Here is a 16,663-nt window from a genome sequence, read left to right on the forward strand (position 1 = left end):
CAGGGGCCGGGCGCGTCCCCGCGCCCGGAGGGCGCCCAGGGTCCGGGCGCACGCCCGGAGGGTCCGGCCGGACAGCGTCCGGGCGGGCCGGGGCCGCGCCCGGAGGGCGTGGGTTCCCGGCCGGAGGGGCCTCGGCCCGACGGTTCCCGGCCGGACAGTTCCCGGCCCGACGGTTCCCGGCCGGACAGCTCCCGGCCCGATGCCGCACGCCCCGACGGCCCGCGTCCTGACGGCTCCCGCCCAGACGGTTCCCGTCCGGATGCCTCGCGCCCGGACAGCTCCCGTCCCGACGCATCTCGTCCCGACGCCTCGCGGCCGGATGCCTCCCGCCCCGACGCCTCGCGCCCAGACAGCTCCCGCTCCGACACCTCCCGTCCCGACGCCTCGCGGCCGGACGCCTCCCATCCGGACACATCCCGTCCCGACGCCTCGCGCCCGGACAACTCCCGCCCCGACACATCCCGTCCCGACGCCTCCCGTCCGGACACCTCGCGCCCCGACACCTCCCACCCGGACGGACCGCGCCCGGACGCCACGACCCCCGACTCGGCGTCCAAACCCGACACGGCCACCACGGACCCGTCCACGAAGCCCGACGCGAACCAACCGGACGCCACCAAGCCCAAAGACACCCCCGACCACCGCCCCGAAACCGACGCCCCGAAGGACCGCGACCCCGCCACCCCGCACGACAAGACGGACGCGGACCCCGGCACCCCGGAACGCCAGCATCAGATCGAGCAGGCCGAAGCGACCCGCGACAGGACCGACGCGGGCTCGTCGTACCACGACGACCCGAACATGCGGGACCTGGCGAGCAGGGTCCCGGACGACGGCATCCACCACACCGTCGACGTCCACGCCTTGCCCGACGGCCGCGTCCGCATCGGCGACCAGACCTTCACCCCGAAGGAATTCGCCGACATGATGCGCCGCGACCCGAACTGGGACGGCACCAAACCCATCCGCCTGCTCTCATGCGACGCCGGCAACAGCGGCCTGGCCCGGGACCTCGCCAACGAACTCGGCGTCCCCGTCACCGCCCCGCGCGGCCTGGCCTGGTCCGACAGCAACGGCAACGTCTTCTCCAGCTCCCGCGCCGCCGACGGCGGCCCGACCTGGCCCCCGGACGGCGGCTGGGACACCCACCACCCCGACGGCACCACCGAACCCGCCGGCAACGACGGCTTCCACCCGTCGAAGGACGGCGAGGACGTGGGCGACCGGCCGGAGGACGCCGAGGCTCGGGGCGACCGCACCGGTCCGCCTTTCGACCCCCCACCTCCGCGGGTCCTCATCCAGACCATCGATCCCAACGCCACTCCGTCCCGGTACGGCGGAAGCGACACCGGCCTGCCCGCTCCGGCCGCCCAGTGGACGCGGCCCCCGGACTCGGACTTCGTCCGCGCCGCCGACCACAAGGACGGCAAGAGCCCGGTCGACATCCCGGACAGCTCGAACAAGCCGCGGCAGCTGCGCAACCTCGGCAAGAACACCCCGCTGAGCAGTCTGTCCGACAAGGGCTTGCTCAAGCCGAACACCCGGTACGACGTCAAGGGCCGGGGCAGCTTCTTCACCGACAGCACCGGAAAGATCAAGTGGGCGGAGGTCGACACCACGGCTTCCGACTACGTGCGACCGAACCCCGAACTCCGGAAGCCGGCGGGCAACGCGCAGTACCGGGTGGACGACAACTGGACGTTCAACACCAACGACCGGGGCGAGACCGAACGCATGTCGGGCACACCCCACTACAAGGACACACCGTCTGCTTTCAAGGACGCGAACGGCAACCAGGACGACAACCGGTACTACCGCGACGAATGGTCGCAGGACAAGGCCGGCGACCAGGGCCGCGCCGTGTACCGCGAGCAGGACCAGCAGGTCCTCGACGAGCAGGGCCGCCCGGTGTTCGACGATGACGGCCAGCCGGTGTACCGGAAGTACCACTGGGCCGGCGGCCACATGGCCGCGCACGAAGCAGGCGGGCCGGGCGAGTTCATCAACATGTTCCCGCAGATGGCCGCTTCCAACAGCGGGCACGACAAGGAGGGCATGACCAACGAAGCGTCCTGGCGCAACCTCGAGGCGTATCTGTCCGACTACGCGGGCAAGCCGGGGTGCAGCGTCGACCGGATCGAGGTGATCGCGCCGCGCGGCCCGGACGGCATTCCGCGCGAGGTCACCTACCGGTGGATCGAGACCGACGAAAAGGGCGTTTCGAGGGTGAAGCAGGCCGTGTTCCCGAACGTTCCGAAGTTCAACTACGGCAAGTGGGACGACTACAATGACGCGCAACCCGGAAAGCGCGGATCGGATGACAACGATGGATCCAGCCGCAAGCGCAAGCGCACCTGACGAACTCCTGCGCGAGGTGGAACGGCTGCTGCGGGAGGACGCACCGGCGGACTGGGCGGAGATCCATCTCGACTTCCGCGGGAGCAGCAGCATCTGCCAGGCCGACATGAGTGGCACCACCGCCAACGGCGGCGCGTTGCTCATGCCGCTGCCCGACGGCGTGGTGGCGCTCATGCGGACACTGCGCGCCAGGATGTACGAGCCCGGACAGGGAACCTGGTTGTCCGTGCACGTCACGCTGAGGCGTGGCCGCGCGGCGGATTTCCGCTTCAACTTCACCGATGATCCACAGTGGTCGCCACCGGTCGCCCCGACCGTGTTCAGCATGGATGTCGAGGAGTTCCCCCGCGATCCGCAGCACCTTCCCGAATGGCTGCGCCAGCGCCTGGTCGAGGCGGCGGAGTTCGAGGAAGGCTACCGGAACGACCGAGGATCACGTGAGTAGAGTGAACTGCCTCCCGCCCGGCCACCTCGCACACCCGCACAGGAGCTTCCGATGACCCAGCCGAGCGATCTCGGGCCCGAAGAGCAGAAGGACCTGCTCGATTCCCTGGCTTCCACCGTGCTTTCCTCCGCGCCCGAGGACTGGCAGGTCATCGCGATCGAGTTCATGTCGGTGGGCAGGCACGTCGAACTCGGCGTCGGTGTCCACGACAGCAACGGCAATGCCGTCACCTGGGAGCCGCCCGCCGAGGTCGACGCCATTTTCTGGAAGCTGCGCGTCGGCATGGCCAGGGAGGAACTCGGGACCTGGTTCTCGGCGCTCTTCCGGCTCCGGCCGCCGGACAACTACGAGATCCTCTACAACCGGGACCACGAACCGCCGTGGAGCGCTCCGGACGAGAGCTTCGCGCAGGAGCTTGAGATGTTCCCGCGCAGCGACGAGAACATCCCCTCCTGGCTCAGCGCCCGTTTGTGACGGCCGCCCGCGCCTTCCCGGCATAACGGTCAGAACAGATATTCGCCGAACCGGAACTGCCCTGTTCGGCCCAACAATCGCGACCGAACGGCCCCATGAACCGACCCCGTGGAATACGCCCGGGCACCCACGGGTCATCCTGAGATAAGTACTACCAATCCCCCGCCAAGCGCGCGTTCACTGCGGGTTCGCCGAGAGTTACCCAGCGTGCTTGGGGGATGGTGTACGGAGATCGAGCAGGATGGGGTGCTAGCAGTGTCCGCACGCGACGAATCGGATCCGGCCGCCAGGCGGCAGGAGCTGGAGAACCGCAATGCCGCTCTGCGCGGGCAGATCGACAGCATGTTGTCGGATTTGCGCAGGCGCACCGCCGAAATCCAGGAGAAGCAGGCGGAAGCGGCGCAGCGGACCCACGAGATCACTTCCGAGGACGGGCTGGTCACCGTCATCGTCGACGCCTCGGGAACGCTGCAGAAGCTCGAACTCTCGCCGAAGGCGTTCGAGCGCGGCACGCCGGACCGGCTCGCGACCACCATCACGAGCCTGATCCGCGAGGCCACCGGTACCGCGCAGCAGTCGCTTCAAGCCGACTTCGCCGGGCTGGCCGAGACGCCGGATCTGCCGAGCATCGTCGACGGCGCACCGATGCTCCAGGACTTCTTCAACAACACTCCCCTGTTCACGCCGCCCGACCCCGAGGCCGAGCGGGCCGCGCGCACCGGTGAGGAGCCGCCGTCCAGGCGGGCCGATCCGGACGACGACCTCGATGACGACTTCGACGACGCCTACGCGGACGGGAGGCGTCCCTGGTGAGCAAGCCGATGCGGATGGAGCCCGGGGAAATCCGGGCCGGTGGCACCAAGATCGGCAACGCCGGTCAGGACTGCGAATCCGTCCACCAGAAGCTCAAAGGTGCGCTCGACGCCGAAGGCAAGTGCTGGGGCAACGACGAAGCCGGCCAGGAATTCGCCAAGGGCTACGAGAAATCGGCCAAGGACGTCGAAGAAGGCATCAAGAAGATCGCCAAGGCGCTCGGCGACATCCAGGCCAACCTGAAGCAGACCGCCGACGACGTCGAACGGCGTGACTCGGAGTCCGCCGAGAACATCGCCAACGTCCCGAAATAACGGCTGGGGAGCTGAACTCGCGTGTCGATCGAAATGCCCGACGACGTCAAGTGGTTGTTCCCCATCGTCGTCGGCCAGTCCTGGCCCGAAGGTGACGAGGACGCGCTGCGTCGGCTCGCCGACGCGTGGCGGGAGGCCGCCAGCGGGCTCGACGAGGTGACGGCCGTCGGCAACGGTGGTGCCGAGCACGCCAAGGGCGCGATGGAGGGCCAGACCGCCGACGCCTTCGCCAAGCTGTGGAAGGACATCGGCGAGGGCGGCGAAGCGGCACTTCCGAAGCTCAAGGAAGCCTGCGACAAGCTCGCGGAGAGCTGCGACAACAGCGCGCTGGAAGTCGAGCACACCAAGCTCACGATCATCGCCTCGCTGATCGCGCTCGCGATCCAGATCGCAGCCATGATCGCAGCCGCCTTCTTCTCGTTCGGCACGTCGACCGCGGGGATCCCGATCGCGCAGGGCATCACCCGCGCTGTTGTCTGGCAGATCTTCAAGCAGCTCGTGATGAGCATCGCCAAGAACGTGGCCATCGAGATGGCGACTTCGCTCGCCATCGAGTTCGCGGTGCAGGGCATCCAGATCGCCTCCGGCGAGCGCAAGGGCTTCGACGGCGGCAAGTTCGGCGAGGCCGCGATCAGCGGCGCCATCGGCGGCACGGTCGGAGGCGTCTTCGAGGGCGTCGGCAAGTCGGTCGGCCGCATGGGCGGCGACGCGGTCGGCGATGCCGCGGGCGGAGCCGCGGGCAACGCGGGCCGGGCGGCCGGGGACGCGGCAGGCGAAGCCGCTGGCAACGCCGGCCGGGCGGCGGGTGACGCGGCGGGCAACGCGAGCGAGAGCGTCGCGAAGAACATCGGCAAGGAGGCCGTCAAGGAAGGCGTCACCGGAGCGGCCGAAGGCGCGGTCGGCAGCGTCGCCGAACAGCTGATCACCGAAGGCAAAGTCGACTGGGGCGACGTCGGCACCGGCGCCATGTCCGGCGGCGTCACCGGCGCCGGAATGGGCGGCATCGGCGCCGGCGCCGGACACATCGCAGACAAGATCAACGTGCCGGATGTCGACGCGGGTGGTTCGGGTTCTTCGGGCAGCGGCGGATCGGGTTCCGGTGACGGCGGTTCCGGCGGGGCCGGGTCGTCGGATGGCGGGTCTGGTGGCGCTGGGGCGACCGACGGCGGTGCCGGCGGGGCCGGGGCAACCGGCGGCTCTGGCTCGTCCGACAGCGGCTCGCCCTCCGGCGGAAGCTCCGGTAGCGGCTCGTCGGATGGCGGGTCTGGTGGAGGTTCGTCGTCGGACGGTGGTTCTGGCGGCGGTTCACCGACCGGCAGCAGCCCGTCCGCCGGCGGCGATTCTCCCTCCGGCGGCGGGGCGGCCTCGTACAGCGCACCCAGCGGTGGCGACTCGGGGGCCGGCGGATCGACCTCCGGCGAGAGCGGCTCCGGACACACGGGCCAGTCGGGTACGAACGACAGCGGGTCGTCCGGCGGCAGTGCTTCGGACGGCAGTGCTTCAGTCGGCAGTGCTGCGGGGCAGGGATCGCATTCCGGCGGTTCCGATGGCTCCAGCGGCGCCAGTGGCTCCAGCGGTTCCGATGGCTCCAATGGTTCCAGTGGCGCGCCGCATGGTGGGTCCGCCGGCGGTGGTGGTTCTACCGGCGGAGCGGGGGTTTCACACGGGGGCGGCGACGCCACCCGGAGTCCCAGCACCCCGGCGAGCACGACTGCGTCCGGTGTGGACGCACCGGCTCGTCCGGACGCGGGTGCCGCAGCTCCCCCGCCCGCTGCTGCCGGTGCAGGAGCGGCCACCCCTACCAACCACGGGCCTGCGGGCAACAGTGGACCGGCAGGAAGCAGCAGTCCTGCGGGCAACAACACCCCGGCAGGCGGAGCCATGGGTGCTCCGCCCGCCGCGGGCGGTGCTCCCGGCGGCGCGGCTCCGGGCGGCGCCTCGCCCGGAGGCGGCAGTAGCCGTCCGGGCAGCGGTGCTGGTTGGACCGGAACCGCGGGGTCTCCTGGGGCAGCCGCTGGGCCTGTGGGCGGTAGCCCGGACTCCGGGTCGCGCTCGCGCGGTCCGGAAGGCGGACGTCCGGAGGGCGCGCGGCCTGAAGCCGGGCGGCCGGAAAGTGGTCGGTCGGAAGGCGGATCGCGGACGGACCGGTCCGGCGGGCGGCCAGACAACGCCAGCGGGCGGCCCGACAGCGCCAGCGGACGGCCCGATGGTGCCGTGCCGCGCGGCCCGGCACCGCAGCACACGCCACCACAGCAGCACGCACCCGGCGCTCAGCAGCAGATGCCGCAGCAGCGGACGCCAGACAGCCCGCAGCAGCACGCCCCGCAACAGCGCACGCCGGAAACCCAGCAGCTAAGCACCCCGCAGCAACGCACGCCGGACACCCAGCAGCCCGACAGCTCGGCCCGTCCCAGGGGCGGACCGTCCACTCAGGACACCCCGAACCCCGGCGCAGACGGCCCGAAAAACACAGCAGGCCCGGAAAACACAGACCCCGAAAACACAGCAAGCACGAGAACCCCAGAAAGCACCCCTGACAACGTCGCCCGCAACAGCGAGCAGTTCGACGGCGGCCGGGTCTTCCACTGCGACGGCGGCAGCGACCACACCCGCGCCGCGCAGAACATCCGCCTCGGCGACGACCAGTACGGCGCCTTCGTCTCCGGCTCGCCGGACGGCAACACCATCCGGGTCGGCGACCAGACGCTGACCCCCAAGGAGTTCGCCGACGCCCTCCGGTCCGACCCCGGCTTCGGCGACAAGCCCGTCACCCTGATGTCCCGCGACGCCGACCAGAACACCAGCGACTTCGCCGACAAGGTCGCGCAGGAGCTCGGTACCGACGTAAGCACGCTGCGCGTGTCGGACAACGGTCACCTCGCGCTGGAGGGCGGTGGCGGCAAGAAGGCGTACGCCGACCAGGCCACCATCGACTCCGCCGCGCAGGCGCTCCGGCAATCGCCCGACGCCCGGATCACGCTGGAGGCCGGCCCGCCGCTGCACCCCGGGTCGAACCTGCACGAGGTGCGTCCGGTGTTCCGGGCCGACAAGGTCACCCCCGAGGAAGCCCGGTTCAACCCGGTCGAGGGCGACACCCCCGGGCAGCGGCAGCAGAAGCTCGACGCGTACCGCGACTCCCTGAACAACTCGCTGATCGAGATCGTCGACCTCCAGCACCAGACGTACAACACCTGGAAGGACGCCGAGGACGCCAAGTCGAAGTTCTCGCTGACGTCCCGGCCCGACCCCGCCTCGGTGGTCGGCGCGGCGCACCACAACCGGATCGTCTCCGAGATCACCAACAAGCTCGGTCCCGAGTGGATGGGCACCCCGGAGGCGGTCAACGTCCTCAACCCGCCCGGGGGCGGGAAACCGTCCTGGGGCGACTACCAGGCGCTGTTCGGCAAGATGGCCAACGACTACGACGCCCGGATCCGGGACGAGCTGTCGGTCGACCAGCTGTCGATCACCATGCCCAACGACTGCAAGAACGCCGCGCAGCGGATCAACGGGCTCACCGCCGACCAGCTCAACACCGTCCACGACGGACAGCCGCCGATCGGCCAGAACCACTTCAAGTCCTTCGGCGACGCGCGCGGCCAGTTCGGCTGGGGCACCCACTACTCCACCGTCGTGCTCAAGGACGGCACCACCGACGTCTCGTTCGAGGCCGCCGCGGACTTCCAGGCCCCGCTGACCGAGAGCAAGAACAACGGCTTCTTCGAGATGTACCGGGCGGGTGACCAGAACCTCTCGTTCGACAGCTCCATCACGCAGAAGCAGGCCGACTACATCAACCGGATGGCCGGCGAGTCGATCAACGACACGACCGACCCCCGGGAGCAGGCCCGGCTCCAGGCCGAGCGGGACCGGCAGCTCGCCGCGCTGAACCGCAACGCACCCGAGGAAGTCACCCCCAGCAGCTCGACCGCCCCGCCGGTCGACGCCTCGCCGCGCGGGCCGGTCCTGTCCAAGGACAGCGACCCCGGCTCCGACCAGCGCCCGGCCAAGGCGTACTCCATCGACATCGGCGAGACGAAGAAGCTGGCGGAGAAGGCTGGCCAGGACCCCGACGCGGTCCGCAAGCGGCTCAAGGGCGCGGTCGACGAGCTCAACGACCCGAAGGTCCGCTGGGTCGAGCGCACGGGCCGGCCCAGCAGGATCGAGATCGACCACAGCTACCAGGAGCTGTCCGACCTCTACGGCAGCAAGGTCAACCCGGACACCGGCAGGCCGTACGAGATCAAGAACGCGCTGAAGGACATCTCCTACCTCGACCAGAAGGATCTCGGCGCCCAGCCGTCCGACAAGTTCCACGAGCGGTTCGCGACCAGCGAGTACAACAGCCACCTGGACACCGCTGTCGGCAAGCTGGACGCCGAGGCGGCCCGGACCAACAACGCCGAGCTGTACAACGCCTACGACAGCAAGTTCTCCGACGCCGAGCTCAACAGGCTGGACCACGAGCTCGGCAACTCGAAGTCCCCCGTCGACGCGCTGCTCAAGGACAACGACGGTTTCATCGTCAGCGAGTCCCACGGCGACACGCACGCCTGGGACTACCTGCACGACAACATGGGCCAGCTCAAGCAGGCCGGCGTCGACACCATCTACCTCGAAGCGCTCCGCACCAGCGACCACCAGTCGCTTGTGGACAACTACCTCTCCGACGGCAAGATGCCCACGGAGCTGCAGAGCTTCACCGAGACTTACGACCGCTCCCACAACCTGAATTCACAGGGCCTGGGGCGGCTGCTCGAAGACGCCCGCGCCAACGGGATCCGCGTCGTCGGGGTCGACGACACCGCGGCCCGGACGCCCAAGAACCTTCCTGTCGAAGGACATTCCGGCCCCGGGCCGACGCCCGCGCAGAAGCACCGCGCCTCCCGCATGAACGTGCTCGCCGACAGCACGATCAAGGCCGACCGCGCGGGTCAGCCTGGCAAGTACGTCGCCCTCGTCGGCGCGTCCCACACCCACACGCACCCCGGATTCGGTTCGGACAAGGCGATTCCCGGTGTGGCGCAACGGCTCGGCGTCCCGGCGGTCCAGGTCGACGGTGACAAGCGCCCCTCGCTCCACCGCGAGAACCACCTCGACCGCGGTGAATCCGACCCGCGGCGGGAGGTCGCGGACACCAGCACTGATCAGCCGAAGACCGAGGCCGCTCGCGGTGAAGACCACGGCGACGTGGTTCCTCAGGAGCGGCAGGAGCAGATCGACGCGGCCGAAGGCACCCGGGACCAGACACCCGGCGGGTCGTCGTACCACACCGACCCGGGCATGCAGGACCTCGCGCGCCGCACGCCCGACGACGGCGTGCACCACAGCGTCGACGTCCACGCGCTGCCCGACGGCCGCGTCCGCATCGGCGAGAACACCTTCACCGCCAAGGAGTTCGCCGACATGATGCGGCGCGATCCGAACTGGGACGGCAGCAAGCCGGTCCGGCTGATCGCCTGCGACTCCGGCACCAGCGGTCTGGCCCGCGACCTGGCGAACGAGCTCGGCGTCCCGGTCACCGCCCCGCGCGGCCTCGCCTGGACCGACAGCAACGGCCAGGTGTTCGCCAGCTCCATGGGACCGGACGGCAGGCCGGGCTGGCCGCCGAACGGCGGCTGGGACACCTTCCACCCCGACGGCAGCACTTCGCGGGCCAGCGACAGCGGATTCCACCCGCCGAAGGACGGCTCCGGGCAGAACACCGGGGACGCCGAGGCCCGCGGGGACGACTCGAAGAAGCGGCGTGCCGAGGACTCGCCGGCCACCGGCGAAAGCGACAAGCGGCCCCGGCTGCGGATCGGCGACGACAGCCGTCCCGGCCAGGGCGGGGACGGCCAGCGGCCGGGGCCGAACGCGCCGCAGCAGAGCACGGCTCAGCCGGGCACTCCCGGCACCCAGCAGCCGGGCACTCCGCAGCAAGGCACTCCGCAGCCCGGCACCCAGCAGTCGGGTGCGAGCCAGCAGCAGGATCCGAACGCGCCGCAGCAGAACGCCCAGCCGCAAGCGCCCGCCCCGTGGGAGATGCGCAACAGCGGCGAGATCAAGAACCCGCTCAGCAGCGAGCTCGACCCCCAGCTCCAGCTGCGTCCGCCGTGGAAGGCACCCGACCACGGCGGCGAGCAGACCGTCCAGGGAACCAGTTCCTCGTTCACCTCCGGCGGTCAGACGCTCGACCCCAACACCAGGTACAACGTGCGCGGGGAGGACGGCAGCATCCGCAGTCGCGTGTACACCGACGCCAACGGCAAGGTCACGCACGTCGACGCCGTCGCGCCCAACAACCGGCACCACAACAACCCGGAGATCGCGTCGCCGGTCCCGGGTGCCGCCTACCGGGTCCAGGTCGGCAACCGCTACGACTCGCACCGGACCGACGCCAACGGCAAGCCGGCCATGGTGAAGCAGGCCGGCGTCAAGACCGTGCACGGCAAGATGACGGTCTCGCACCCGGCGAAGATCACCTCGCCGCCCACGCCGGGCAAGTCGGTCAGCGTCGGCCAGGGCGACAAGCTGGCGCCCAGGCCGGACGAGCCGTTCAGCCGGCGCACCGACCTGGAACCGAACACGCGGTACCACGTGACGGACTCCAGCGGCGCCGACCGCGGCAGCTTCCAGACCGACGCCAACGGCAAGGTCAAATGGGTCGACACCGACAACACCCCGAACAACCCGGAGCTGGCGGACAAGATCCCGGACGCGAACTTCCGGATCAACCAGGGTCCGCAGTTCCAGGAGTTCCGCGTCGGTGACCAGGGTGTTCCCGAGCCGTCGAGGCACTTCGAACCGCCTGCCACCCAGGAGACCGTTCCGCACAAGGACATCAAGCAGAACAAGGCGTTCAACCGGCTCTACACGGACAACAAGGGCGAGCCGACCGCGCCCAAGGGCGGCACGAAGCTCAAGCCCAGCTCCAAGAACGTGGTGCACGACGAGTTCGGCCAGTACCGCGGGACCTTCTACACCGACGACAAGGGGCGCATCACGCACGTGGAGGCGCCTTCCGGTCAGCGTGCGCGCACCAACGCCGAGATCCAGGCCGGGTTCAAGGCCGGGGTCGACATCACCGCCGACGGGTTCTACGGCACGGGCATGCAGAAGGACCCTTACGGCAACTGGCCGCAGCCCGCGCGGACGCTCGAGTACTCGCACGAGCTGGTCGCCCCGCCGAAGCCGAAGCCCGGCGACGGCGCCACGGCCGGCGACGGCGCCGGGGCGGGCGATGGGACCAAGCCGAGTGACGGGGCCAAGCCTGCCGACGGGAGCAAGCCCGATGACGGTGGCAAACCCAGCGACGGCGCCCAGCCGGGCGATGGGACCAAACCGGGCGACGGCGCCAAGCCCGGCGACGGCGCCGGGGCGGACGCCAAGCCCGACAAGGGCAAGGGCAAGGCCGACGGCGACCAGTCCGACGACAAGAAGAAGCCGAAGAAGGAGCCGAAGGGCTTCTCCGGCGACACCGACAAGCTCGACCCCGCGCACCGCGACGCGATCAGCAAGCCGGTGTCGGCGAAGGACCCGTTCGTGACCCGCAAGGACCTCCCGCCGAACACGCGGATCACCGTGGTCGACGGCGACGGCCATCCCATCAGCACGTACCAGACCGACGCCAACGGCAAGGTCACCCACCTGCACACCGGTCGCCCGTTCAACCCCGACCTGAACTACCCGCCGCGCAACGCGGTCGTGAGCGTCGACGACGGCCGTGCCGTGCACGTCACCGACAAGCACGGCAACACCATCAGCACGAACGCGGAGTACCGGCCGGAGGGCGCGTCCAACGTCCGCCGGGACGGCACCGCGCAGAGCGAGGTCGGCGCGCTCGGCGGCAAGGAAGAGGAGAAGACCAAGAGCGGGAAGACCGAGAAGAAGAACATCGACGACGGTGGTCACCACAGCGGAACCGCGCGCGGTGGTCACGGCGAGGCGATCGGCCAGTCGGCCCAGGACCGGATGCAGAACAGCAACGTCGGCGCCAAGGAGGAGGCCGACGCCAGGTTCGACCCCGACGAGAGCTGGTACGCCGGGGAGCGCAGGCAGGACGCCGCCCACGAGCACCGGGCCGCGATGAACGCGGTGACCAGCGGGCTGGCCAACACCGGCATCAGCAGTCCTCCGGGCAGCACCGACGTCGAGATGAAGGACGCCGACCAGGCGGCGGACTCCGGTGCGGACACCGAGATGTCCGACGCCCAGGACGGCGGCGCCCCGGACCCGCAGGCCCAGGCCCAGGGCGACCAGGGTGGCGGCGGTACCGTGCACGGGAGGGAAGACATCTTCACCCTCCGTGACGAGGATCGCCACGACCCGCACACCTACATGGCCAGGTGGCGCGAAGAGGACGACAACGGCAACGTCACCACCCACATCAGGAGCTACAACAATGAGCGCAACGTCAGCCTCTGGCCCGCCGACTTCCGGAAGCGGGACGCATGACGAGCTGCTCCAGGAGCTCGGCGGCCGGATGCTGGACCTGGCCCCCGAGCAGGGCTGGCGGCGCATCGACCTGCTGAGCAAGATGACGGTGCCGGTCCAGGAGCTGTCGCTGACGGTCGTGATGGACGACGGTTCGTCCCCCGAGGTCGCGCCCCCCGATGACCTCAACGTCATCCTGGCCAAGCTGCGGATGCTGCTGCACACGCCGGAGCGGGGCGCGTGGTTCTCCGCGCGGATCACGATCAACGCCCCGGCCACGATCGACTTCCACTACAACTACGACTTCGAGCCGCGGTGGAACCCGCCGATCGACCCGGCCTGCTACGTCGAGGACCTGGAGATGTTCCCCCGCGACCGGCACACCACGCCGGAGTGGTTGCTGGACCGGATCGCCGAAGCCGGCAAGGAGCCGCACTGATGCCAACACCGCGGGTACCGCTGAACCCGGCGCAGATCGACGAACTGCTGGAAGGCGTGACCACCCAGCTGATCCACACCCTGCCCGCGAACTGGGAGCAGCTGTTCATCACCTTCCGCTCGGTCGGCAGCTACGTGGAGATGCCGGTGCAGCTGATCAACCTGATGGGGCAGGTGCAGCCCTGGCAACCGCCCGACGAGGTGCTGGGCGCGTTCGCCGGGCTGCGCCACGGCATGTACCGGGAGGGCGAGGGCACCTGGTTCTCGGCGCGCTACCACCTGGTGCACTTCGCCAAGGTCGGCGTCGAGTACAACTGGACCGACGAGCCCGACTGGGACCACACCCCGCCTGCCGAGTTCTTCCGGGAGGAGCTGGAGACCTACCCGCGGGACGAGGTCCCCGAGTGGCTCCGGCTGCGCGGCCAGGGCTGACTCATCGGCCGGCGGCTCGCCCCAGCCGGTCCGCGGTCCGGGTGGTCTCGGGCAGCCGGTACTTCGGTGCGAGCCGCAGCACGAGGTCGCACGCCGCGTCGAGCGTGCAGCGGTGTCCCACCGAGACGAACACCGGCTTGATGCCGCGCTGCGTGCGCAGCGCGCGCCCGACGACGTCGTCGTCGAGCCGCAGCGGCGTCCACGCGCCGCGCTCCTCGCCCGGCGGCTCGTAGCGGCCCATCGCGGTCTTGCCGACGCCGATGCTCGGCAGGTCCGTCAGCAGCCCCAGGTGGCAGGCCAGGCCGAACCGGCGCGGATGCGCCAGGCCCTGGCCGTCGCACACCAGCACGTCCGGCGTCACGGACAGCTCGGAGAGCGCCGACAGCAGCGGCGGCGCTTCGCGGAAGGCGAACAGCCCTGGGACGTAAGGGAATTCCGGTATCCCGCGCACCACGGCGGAGTCCACAACGGACAGTGACTCGACGTCAAGGACGGTCACGGCCGCGACGAGCTCGTCATCGGCGTAGGCGACGTCGAGCCCCGCGGCCGTGCGCACCTGCTCCGGGAGGCCGTCAAGGCGGACCAGCGGCGCCAGCCGCGCCTGGATCGCCACGGCCTCGTCCTCCGTCGACGGCCACGGGTGCAGGTCGCGGATCTCGATCACACCCCGATCGTAGCCAGGGGCGACCGCGGCAGCGCGGCTCTCAGGTCCCGCAGCGCCTGAGGTTCCGCGACGCGCGACGAGTCCACCGGCAGCTATCGCTGAATAGCCTTGATCTCCAGGAACTCCTCCAGCCCGAACCGGCCGAACTCACGCCCGTTGCCGGACTGCTTGTACCCGCCGAACGGCGCCTGCGGGTTGAAGGCCCCGCCGTTGACGGCCACCTGGCCGGTGCGGAGCCGCCGCGCCACCGCGAGCGCCCGCTCCTCCGAGCCGAAGACCGCGCCCGACAGCCCGTACTCGCTGTCATTGGCGATCCGGACCGCCTCGTCCTCGTCCACATAGGACAGGATCGACAGCACCGGGCCGAAGATCTCCTCGCGGGCGATCGTCATGTCCGGCTTCACGTCGGCGAAAACGGTCGGCCGCACGTAGTACCCGGTGTCCAGCCCCTCCGGCCGGTCCGGGCCGCCCGCGACCAGGCGGGCGCCCTCGGCGATCCCGGTCCGGATGTAGCCCAGGACCCGGTCGCGCTGCACGCCCGAGACCAGCGGGCCGATCCGGGTCGACTCCGCCGTGGGGTCGCCGACGGTGTACTTCGCCGCCGCCGCGACCGCCAGGTCGACCGCCTCGTCGTAGCGGGACGCGGGGACCAGCAGACGGGACAGGGCGTTGCAGCTCTGCCCGGCGTTGGGGAAGCAGCCCGCGACGCCCAGCTTCACCGCCTTGGTGAGGTCGGCGTCGTCGAGCACCACGTTCGCCGACTTGCCGCCCAGCTCCAGCGCGACCCGCTTGACCGTTCCCGCCGCCACCTCCGACACCCGGCGGCCCGCGCGGGTCGACCCGGTGAACGAGACCATGTCGACGTCCGGGTGCGCCGCCAGCGCCTCGCCCACGACCGGTCCGGTGCCGTGCACGAGGTTGAACACCCCGTCCGGAACTCCCGCGCCCGCGACGATTTCCGCGAAGATCGCGGCCGTGAGCGGAGCGACCTCGCTGGGTTTGAGGACCACCGTGCACCCGGCCGCCAGCGCCGGTGCGACCTTGGCGACGATCTGGTGCAGCGGGTAGTTCCACGGCGTGATCGCCGCGACCACGCCGACCGGCTCCCGCACGACCAGCGAGTTGCCGATCTCCTCGGTCCAGGCGAAACCGGTGTCGAGCAGGTCCGCGATGCCCGCCGAGGTCGCCACCGGCACGCCCGCGTGCACGTTGGTGGAGAACGAGATCGGCGAGCCCAGCTCCGCGGTCACGGTCGCCGCGATCTCGTCCCGCCGGGCCGCGATGCCCTCCGAGATCCGCCGGACCACCGCCGAGCGCTCCGCGGTCGGCGTGTCCGCCCAGCCCGCGAACGCCGCGCGGGCCGCCGCCACGGCGGCGTCGGCCTCCGCCCGCGTCCCCTCCGGTACCGAGCCGATGACCTGCTCGGTCGCCGGGTTGACCACGTCGATGCGCGCGCCGGACCCGCCGACGCGCGCACCGCCGATGACGTGGTCGGTGCTGGTGCTGGACGCGGCCATCGTTCCTCCATGACTGTGACAACGACTGACGTCACATCGAGCCTGTCACAGCAGGTTCCCGGAGGAAACCGCCCCGATCCCCGGCAGTGGCCGAACTTGCGCCGGATTTGACCGCGGCTGAGCCGTACCGCAGCGCAGTCGTACTGGGGCGCAGCCGTACCGGGCCTCAGTCGTACTGGGGCGACTCGGTGCGGGTCCGCTTCAGCTCGAAGAAGTACGGGTAGCTCGCGAGCTGCAGGGCACCGTCGAAGATCTTGCCCGCGTCCTCCCCGCGCGGGATGCGGCTGATCACCGGGCCGAAGAACGCCACCCCGTCGACGTGGATCGTCGGCGTGCCGACCTCGTCGCCCACCGGGTCCATCCCGGCGTGGTGGCTGGCCCGCAGCTCCTCGTCGTACTCGGTGCTGGTGGCGGCCTCGGCCAGCGACGCGGGCAGGCCCACCTCGGCCAGCGAGTCCGCGATCACCTTCTCGTAGTCCTTGCTGCCCTCGTTGTGGATGCGGGTTCCCAGCGCGGTGTACAGCGGCGCCAGGACCTCGTCGCCGTGGTGCTTGGCCGCGGCGATCGCGACGCGGACCGGCCCCCACGCCCGGTCCAGCAGCTCGCGGTAGTCGGCGGGCAGGTCCCTGCCCTCGTTGAGCACGGACAGGCTCATCACCCGGAAGTGCAGGTCGATGTCGCGAACCTTCTCCACCTCCAGGATCCAGCGCGACGAGACCCAGGCGAAGGGGCAGGCGGGGTCGAAGTAGAAGTCGACGCTCGGGCGGCTGGCAGCGGTCATCGGAAACCTCCG

11 protein-coding genes are annotated in these 16,663 nt (G+C 70.5%); 8 read left to right on the top strand and 3 right to left on the bottom strand.

Annotated elements, in window-relative coordinates; translation table 11 throughout:
- From ABD691_RS30205 to ABD691_RS30240, 8 genes are all read left to right on the top strand, one after another.
- The coding region (locus tag ABD691_RS30205) for a DNA/RNA non-specific endonuclease (protein ID WP_486374898.1) at positions 1 to 2,358 on the top strand (2,358 nt) is incomplete at its 5' end.
- Positions 2,359 to 2,374: 16 nt separating this feature from the next.
- On the top strand, positions 2,375 to 2,803 hold the full coding sequence (locus tag ABD691_RS30210) for a hypothetical protein (RefSeq protein WP_344685562.1): 429 nt from the start codon (positions 2,375 to 2,377) through the stop codon (positions 2,801 to 2,803).
- 51 nt (positions 2,804 to 2,854) lie between these two features.
- Positions 2,855 to 3,277, top strand: coding sequence for a hypothetical protein (locus tag ABD691_RS30215; protein ID WP_344685563.1), 423 nt, complete (start codon positions 2,855 to 2,857; stop codon positions 3,275 to 3,277).
- A 255-nt stretch (positions 3,278 to 3,532) separates the two neighbouring features.
- Positions 3,533 to 4,090, top strand: coding sequence for a YbaB/EbfC family nucleoid-associated protein (locus ABD691_RS30220; RefSeq protein ID WP_344685564.1), 558 nt, complete (start codon positions 3,533 to 3,535; stop codon positions 4,088 to 4,090).
- A complete protein-coding gene (locus tag ABD691_RS30225; RefSeq protein ID WP_344685565.1) occupies positions 4,087 to 4,404 on the top strand; it encodes a WXG100 family type VII secretion target in 318 nt (105 codons plus the stop codon). Before ABD691_RS30220 ends, ABD691_RS30225 begins: the two co-directional genes overlap by 4 nt.
- A gap of 21 nt (positions 4,405 to 4,425) precedes the next feature.
- Positions 4,426 to 12,840, top strand: coding sequence for a WXG100-like domain-containing protein (locus ABD691_RS30230; RefSeq protein WP_344685567.1), 8,415 nt, complete (start codon positions 4,426 to 4,428; stop codon positions 12,838 to 12,840).
- The gene (locus tag ABD691_RS30235; RefSeq protein WP_344685569.1) at positions 12,788 to 13,258 is read left to right on the top strand and encodes a hypothetical protein; all 471 of its coding nucleotides are present in this window, start codon (positions 12,788 to 12,790) and stop codon (positions 13,256 to 13,258) included. Before ABD691_RS30230 ends, ABD691_RS30235 begins: the two co-directional genes overlap by 53 nt.
- Positions 13,258 to 13,689, top strand: a complete 432-nt coding sequence (locus tag ABD691_RS30240) for a hypothetical protein (RefSeq protein WP_344685571.1) — start codon at positions 13,258 to 13,260, stop codon at positions 13,687 to 13,689. The genes ABD691_RS30235 and ABD691_RS30240 overlap by 1 nt, the downstream gene beginning before the upstream one ends.
- 1 nt (position 13,690) lies before the next feature.
- Here the strand turns inward: ABD691_RS30240 and ABD691_RS30245 are convergent, their stop codons facing one another.
- The 3 genes from ABD691_RS30245 to ABD691_RS30255 all read right to left on the bottom strand — a co-directional run bounded on the left by ABD691_RS30245 (position 13,691) and on the right by ABD691_RS30255 (position 16,651).
- Positions 13,691 to 14,350, bottom strand: a complete 660-nt coding sequence (locus tag ABD691_RS30245) for an endonuclease V (protein WP_344685636.1) — start codon at positions 14,348 to 14,350, stop codon at positions 13,691 to 13,693.
- A gap of 95 nt (positions 14,351 to 14,445) precedes the next feature.
- The gene (locus tag ABD691_RS30250; protein WP_344685573.1) at positions 14,446 to 15,870 is read right to left on the bottom strand and encodes an aldehyde dehydrogenase family protein; all 1,425 of its coding nucleotides are present in this window, start codon (positions 15,868 to 15,870) and stop codon (positions 14,446 to 14,448) included.
- 166 nt (positions 15,871 to 16,036) lie between these two features.
- A complete protein-coding gene (locus tag ABD691_RS30255) occupies positions 16,037 to 16,651 on the bottom strand; it encodes a mycothiol-dependent nitroreductase Rv2466c family protein (RefSeq protein ID WP_344685575.1) in 615 nt (204 codons plus the stop codon).
- Positions 16,652 to 16,663: the final 12 nt, after the last annotated feature.

Source organism: Saccharopolyspora taberi, assembly GCF_039534165.1.
GTDB classification, from domain to species: Bacteria; Actinomycetota; Actinomycetes; order Mycobacteriales; family Pseudonocardiaceae; genus Saccharopolyspora_D; species Saccharopolyspora_D taberi.

What these genes read in the sequence shown, in the direction of transcription:
- ABD691_RS30215 (WP_344685563.1), top strand. Translation starts at nt 2,855, where the DNA reads ATGACCCAGCCGAGCGATCTCGGGCCCGAAGAGCAGAAGGACCTGCTC.
- ABD691_RS30235 (WP_344685569.1), top strand. Translation starts at nt 12,788, where the DNA reads ATGAGCGCAACGTCAGCCTCTGGCCCGCCGACTTCCGGAAGCGGGACG.
- ABD691_RS30240 (WP_344685571.1), top strand. Translation starts at nt 13,258, where the DNA reads ATGCCAACACCGCGGGTACCGCTGAACCCGGCGCAGATCGACGAACTG.
- ABD691_RS30250 (WP_344685573.1), bottom strand. Translation starts at nt 15,870, where the DNA reads ATGGCCGCGTCCAGCACCAGCACCGACCACGTCATCGGCGGTGCGCGC.
- ABD691_RS30255 (WP_344685575.1), bottom strand. Translation starts at nt 16,651, where the DNA reads ATGACCGCTGCCAGCCGCCCGAGCGTCGACTTCTACTTCGACCCCGCC.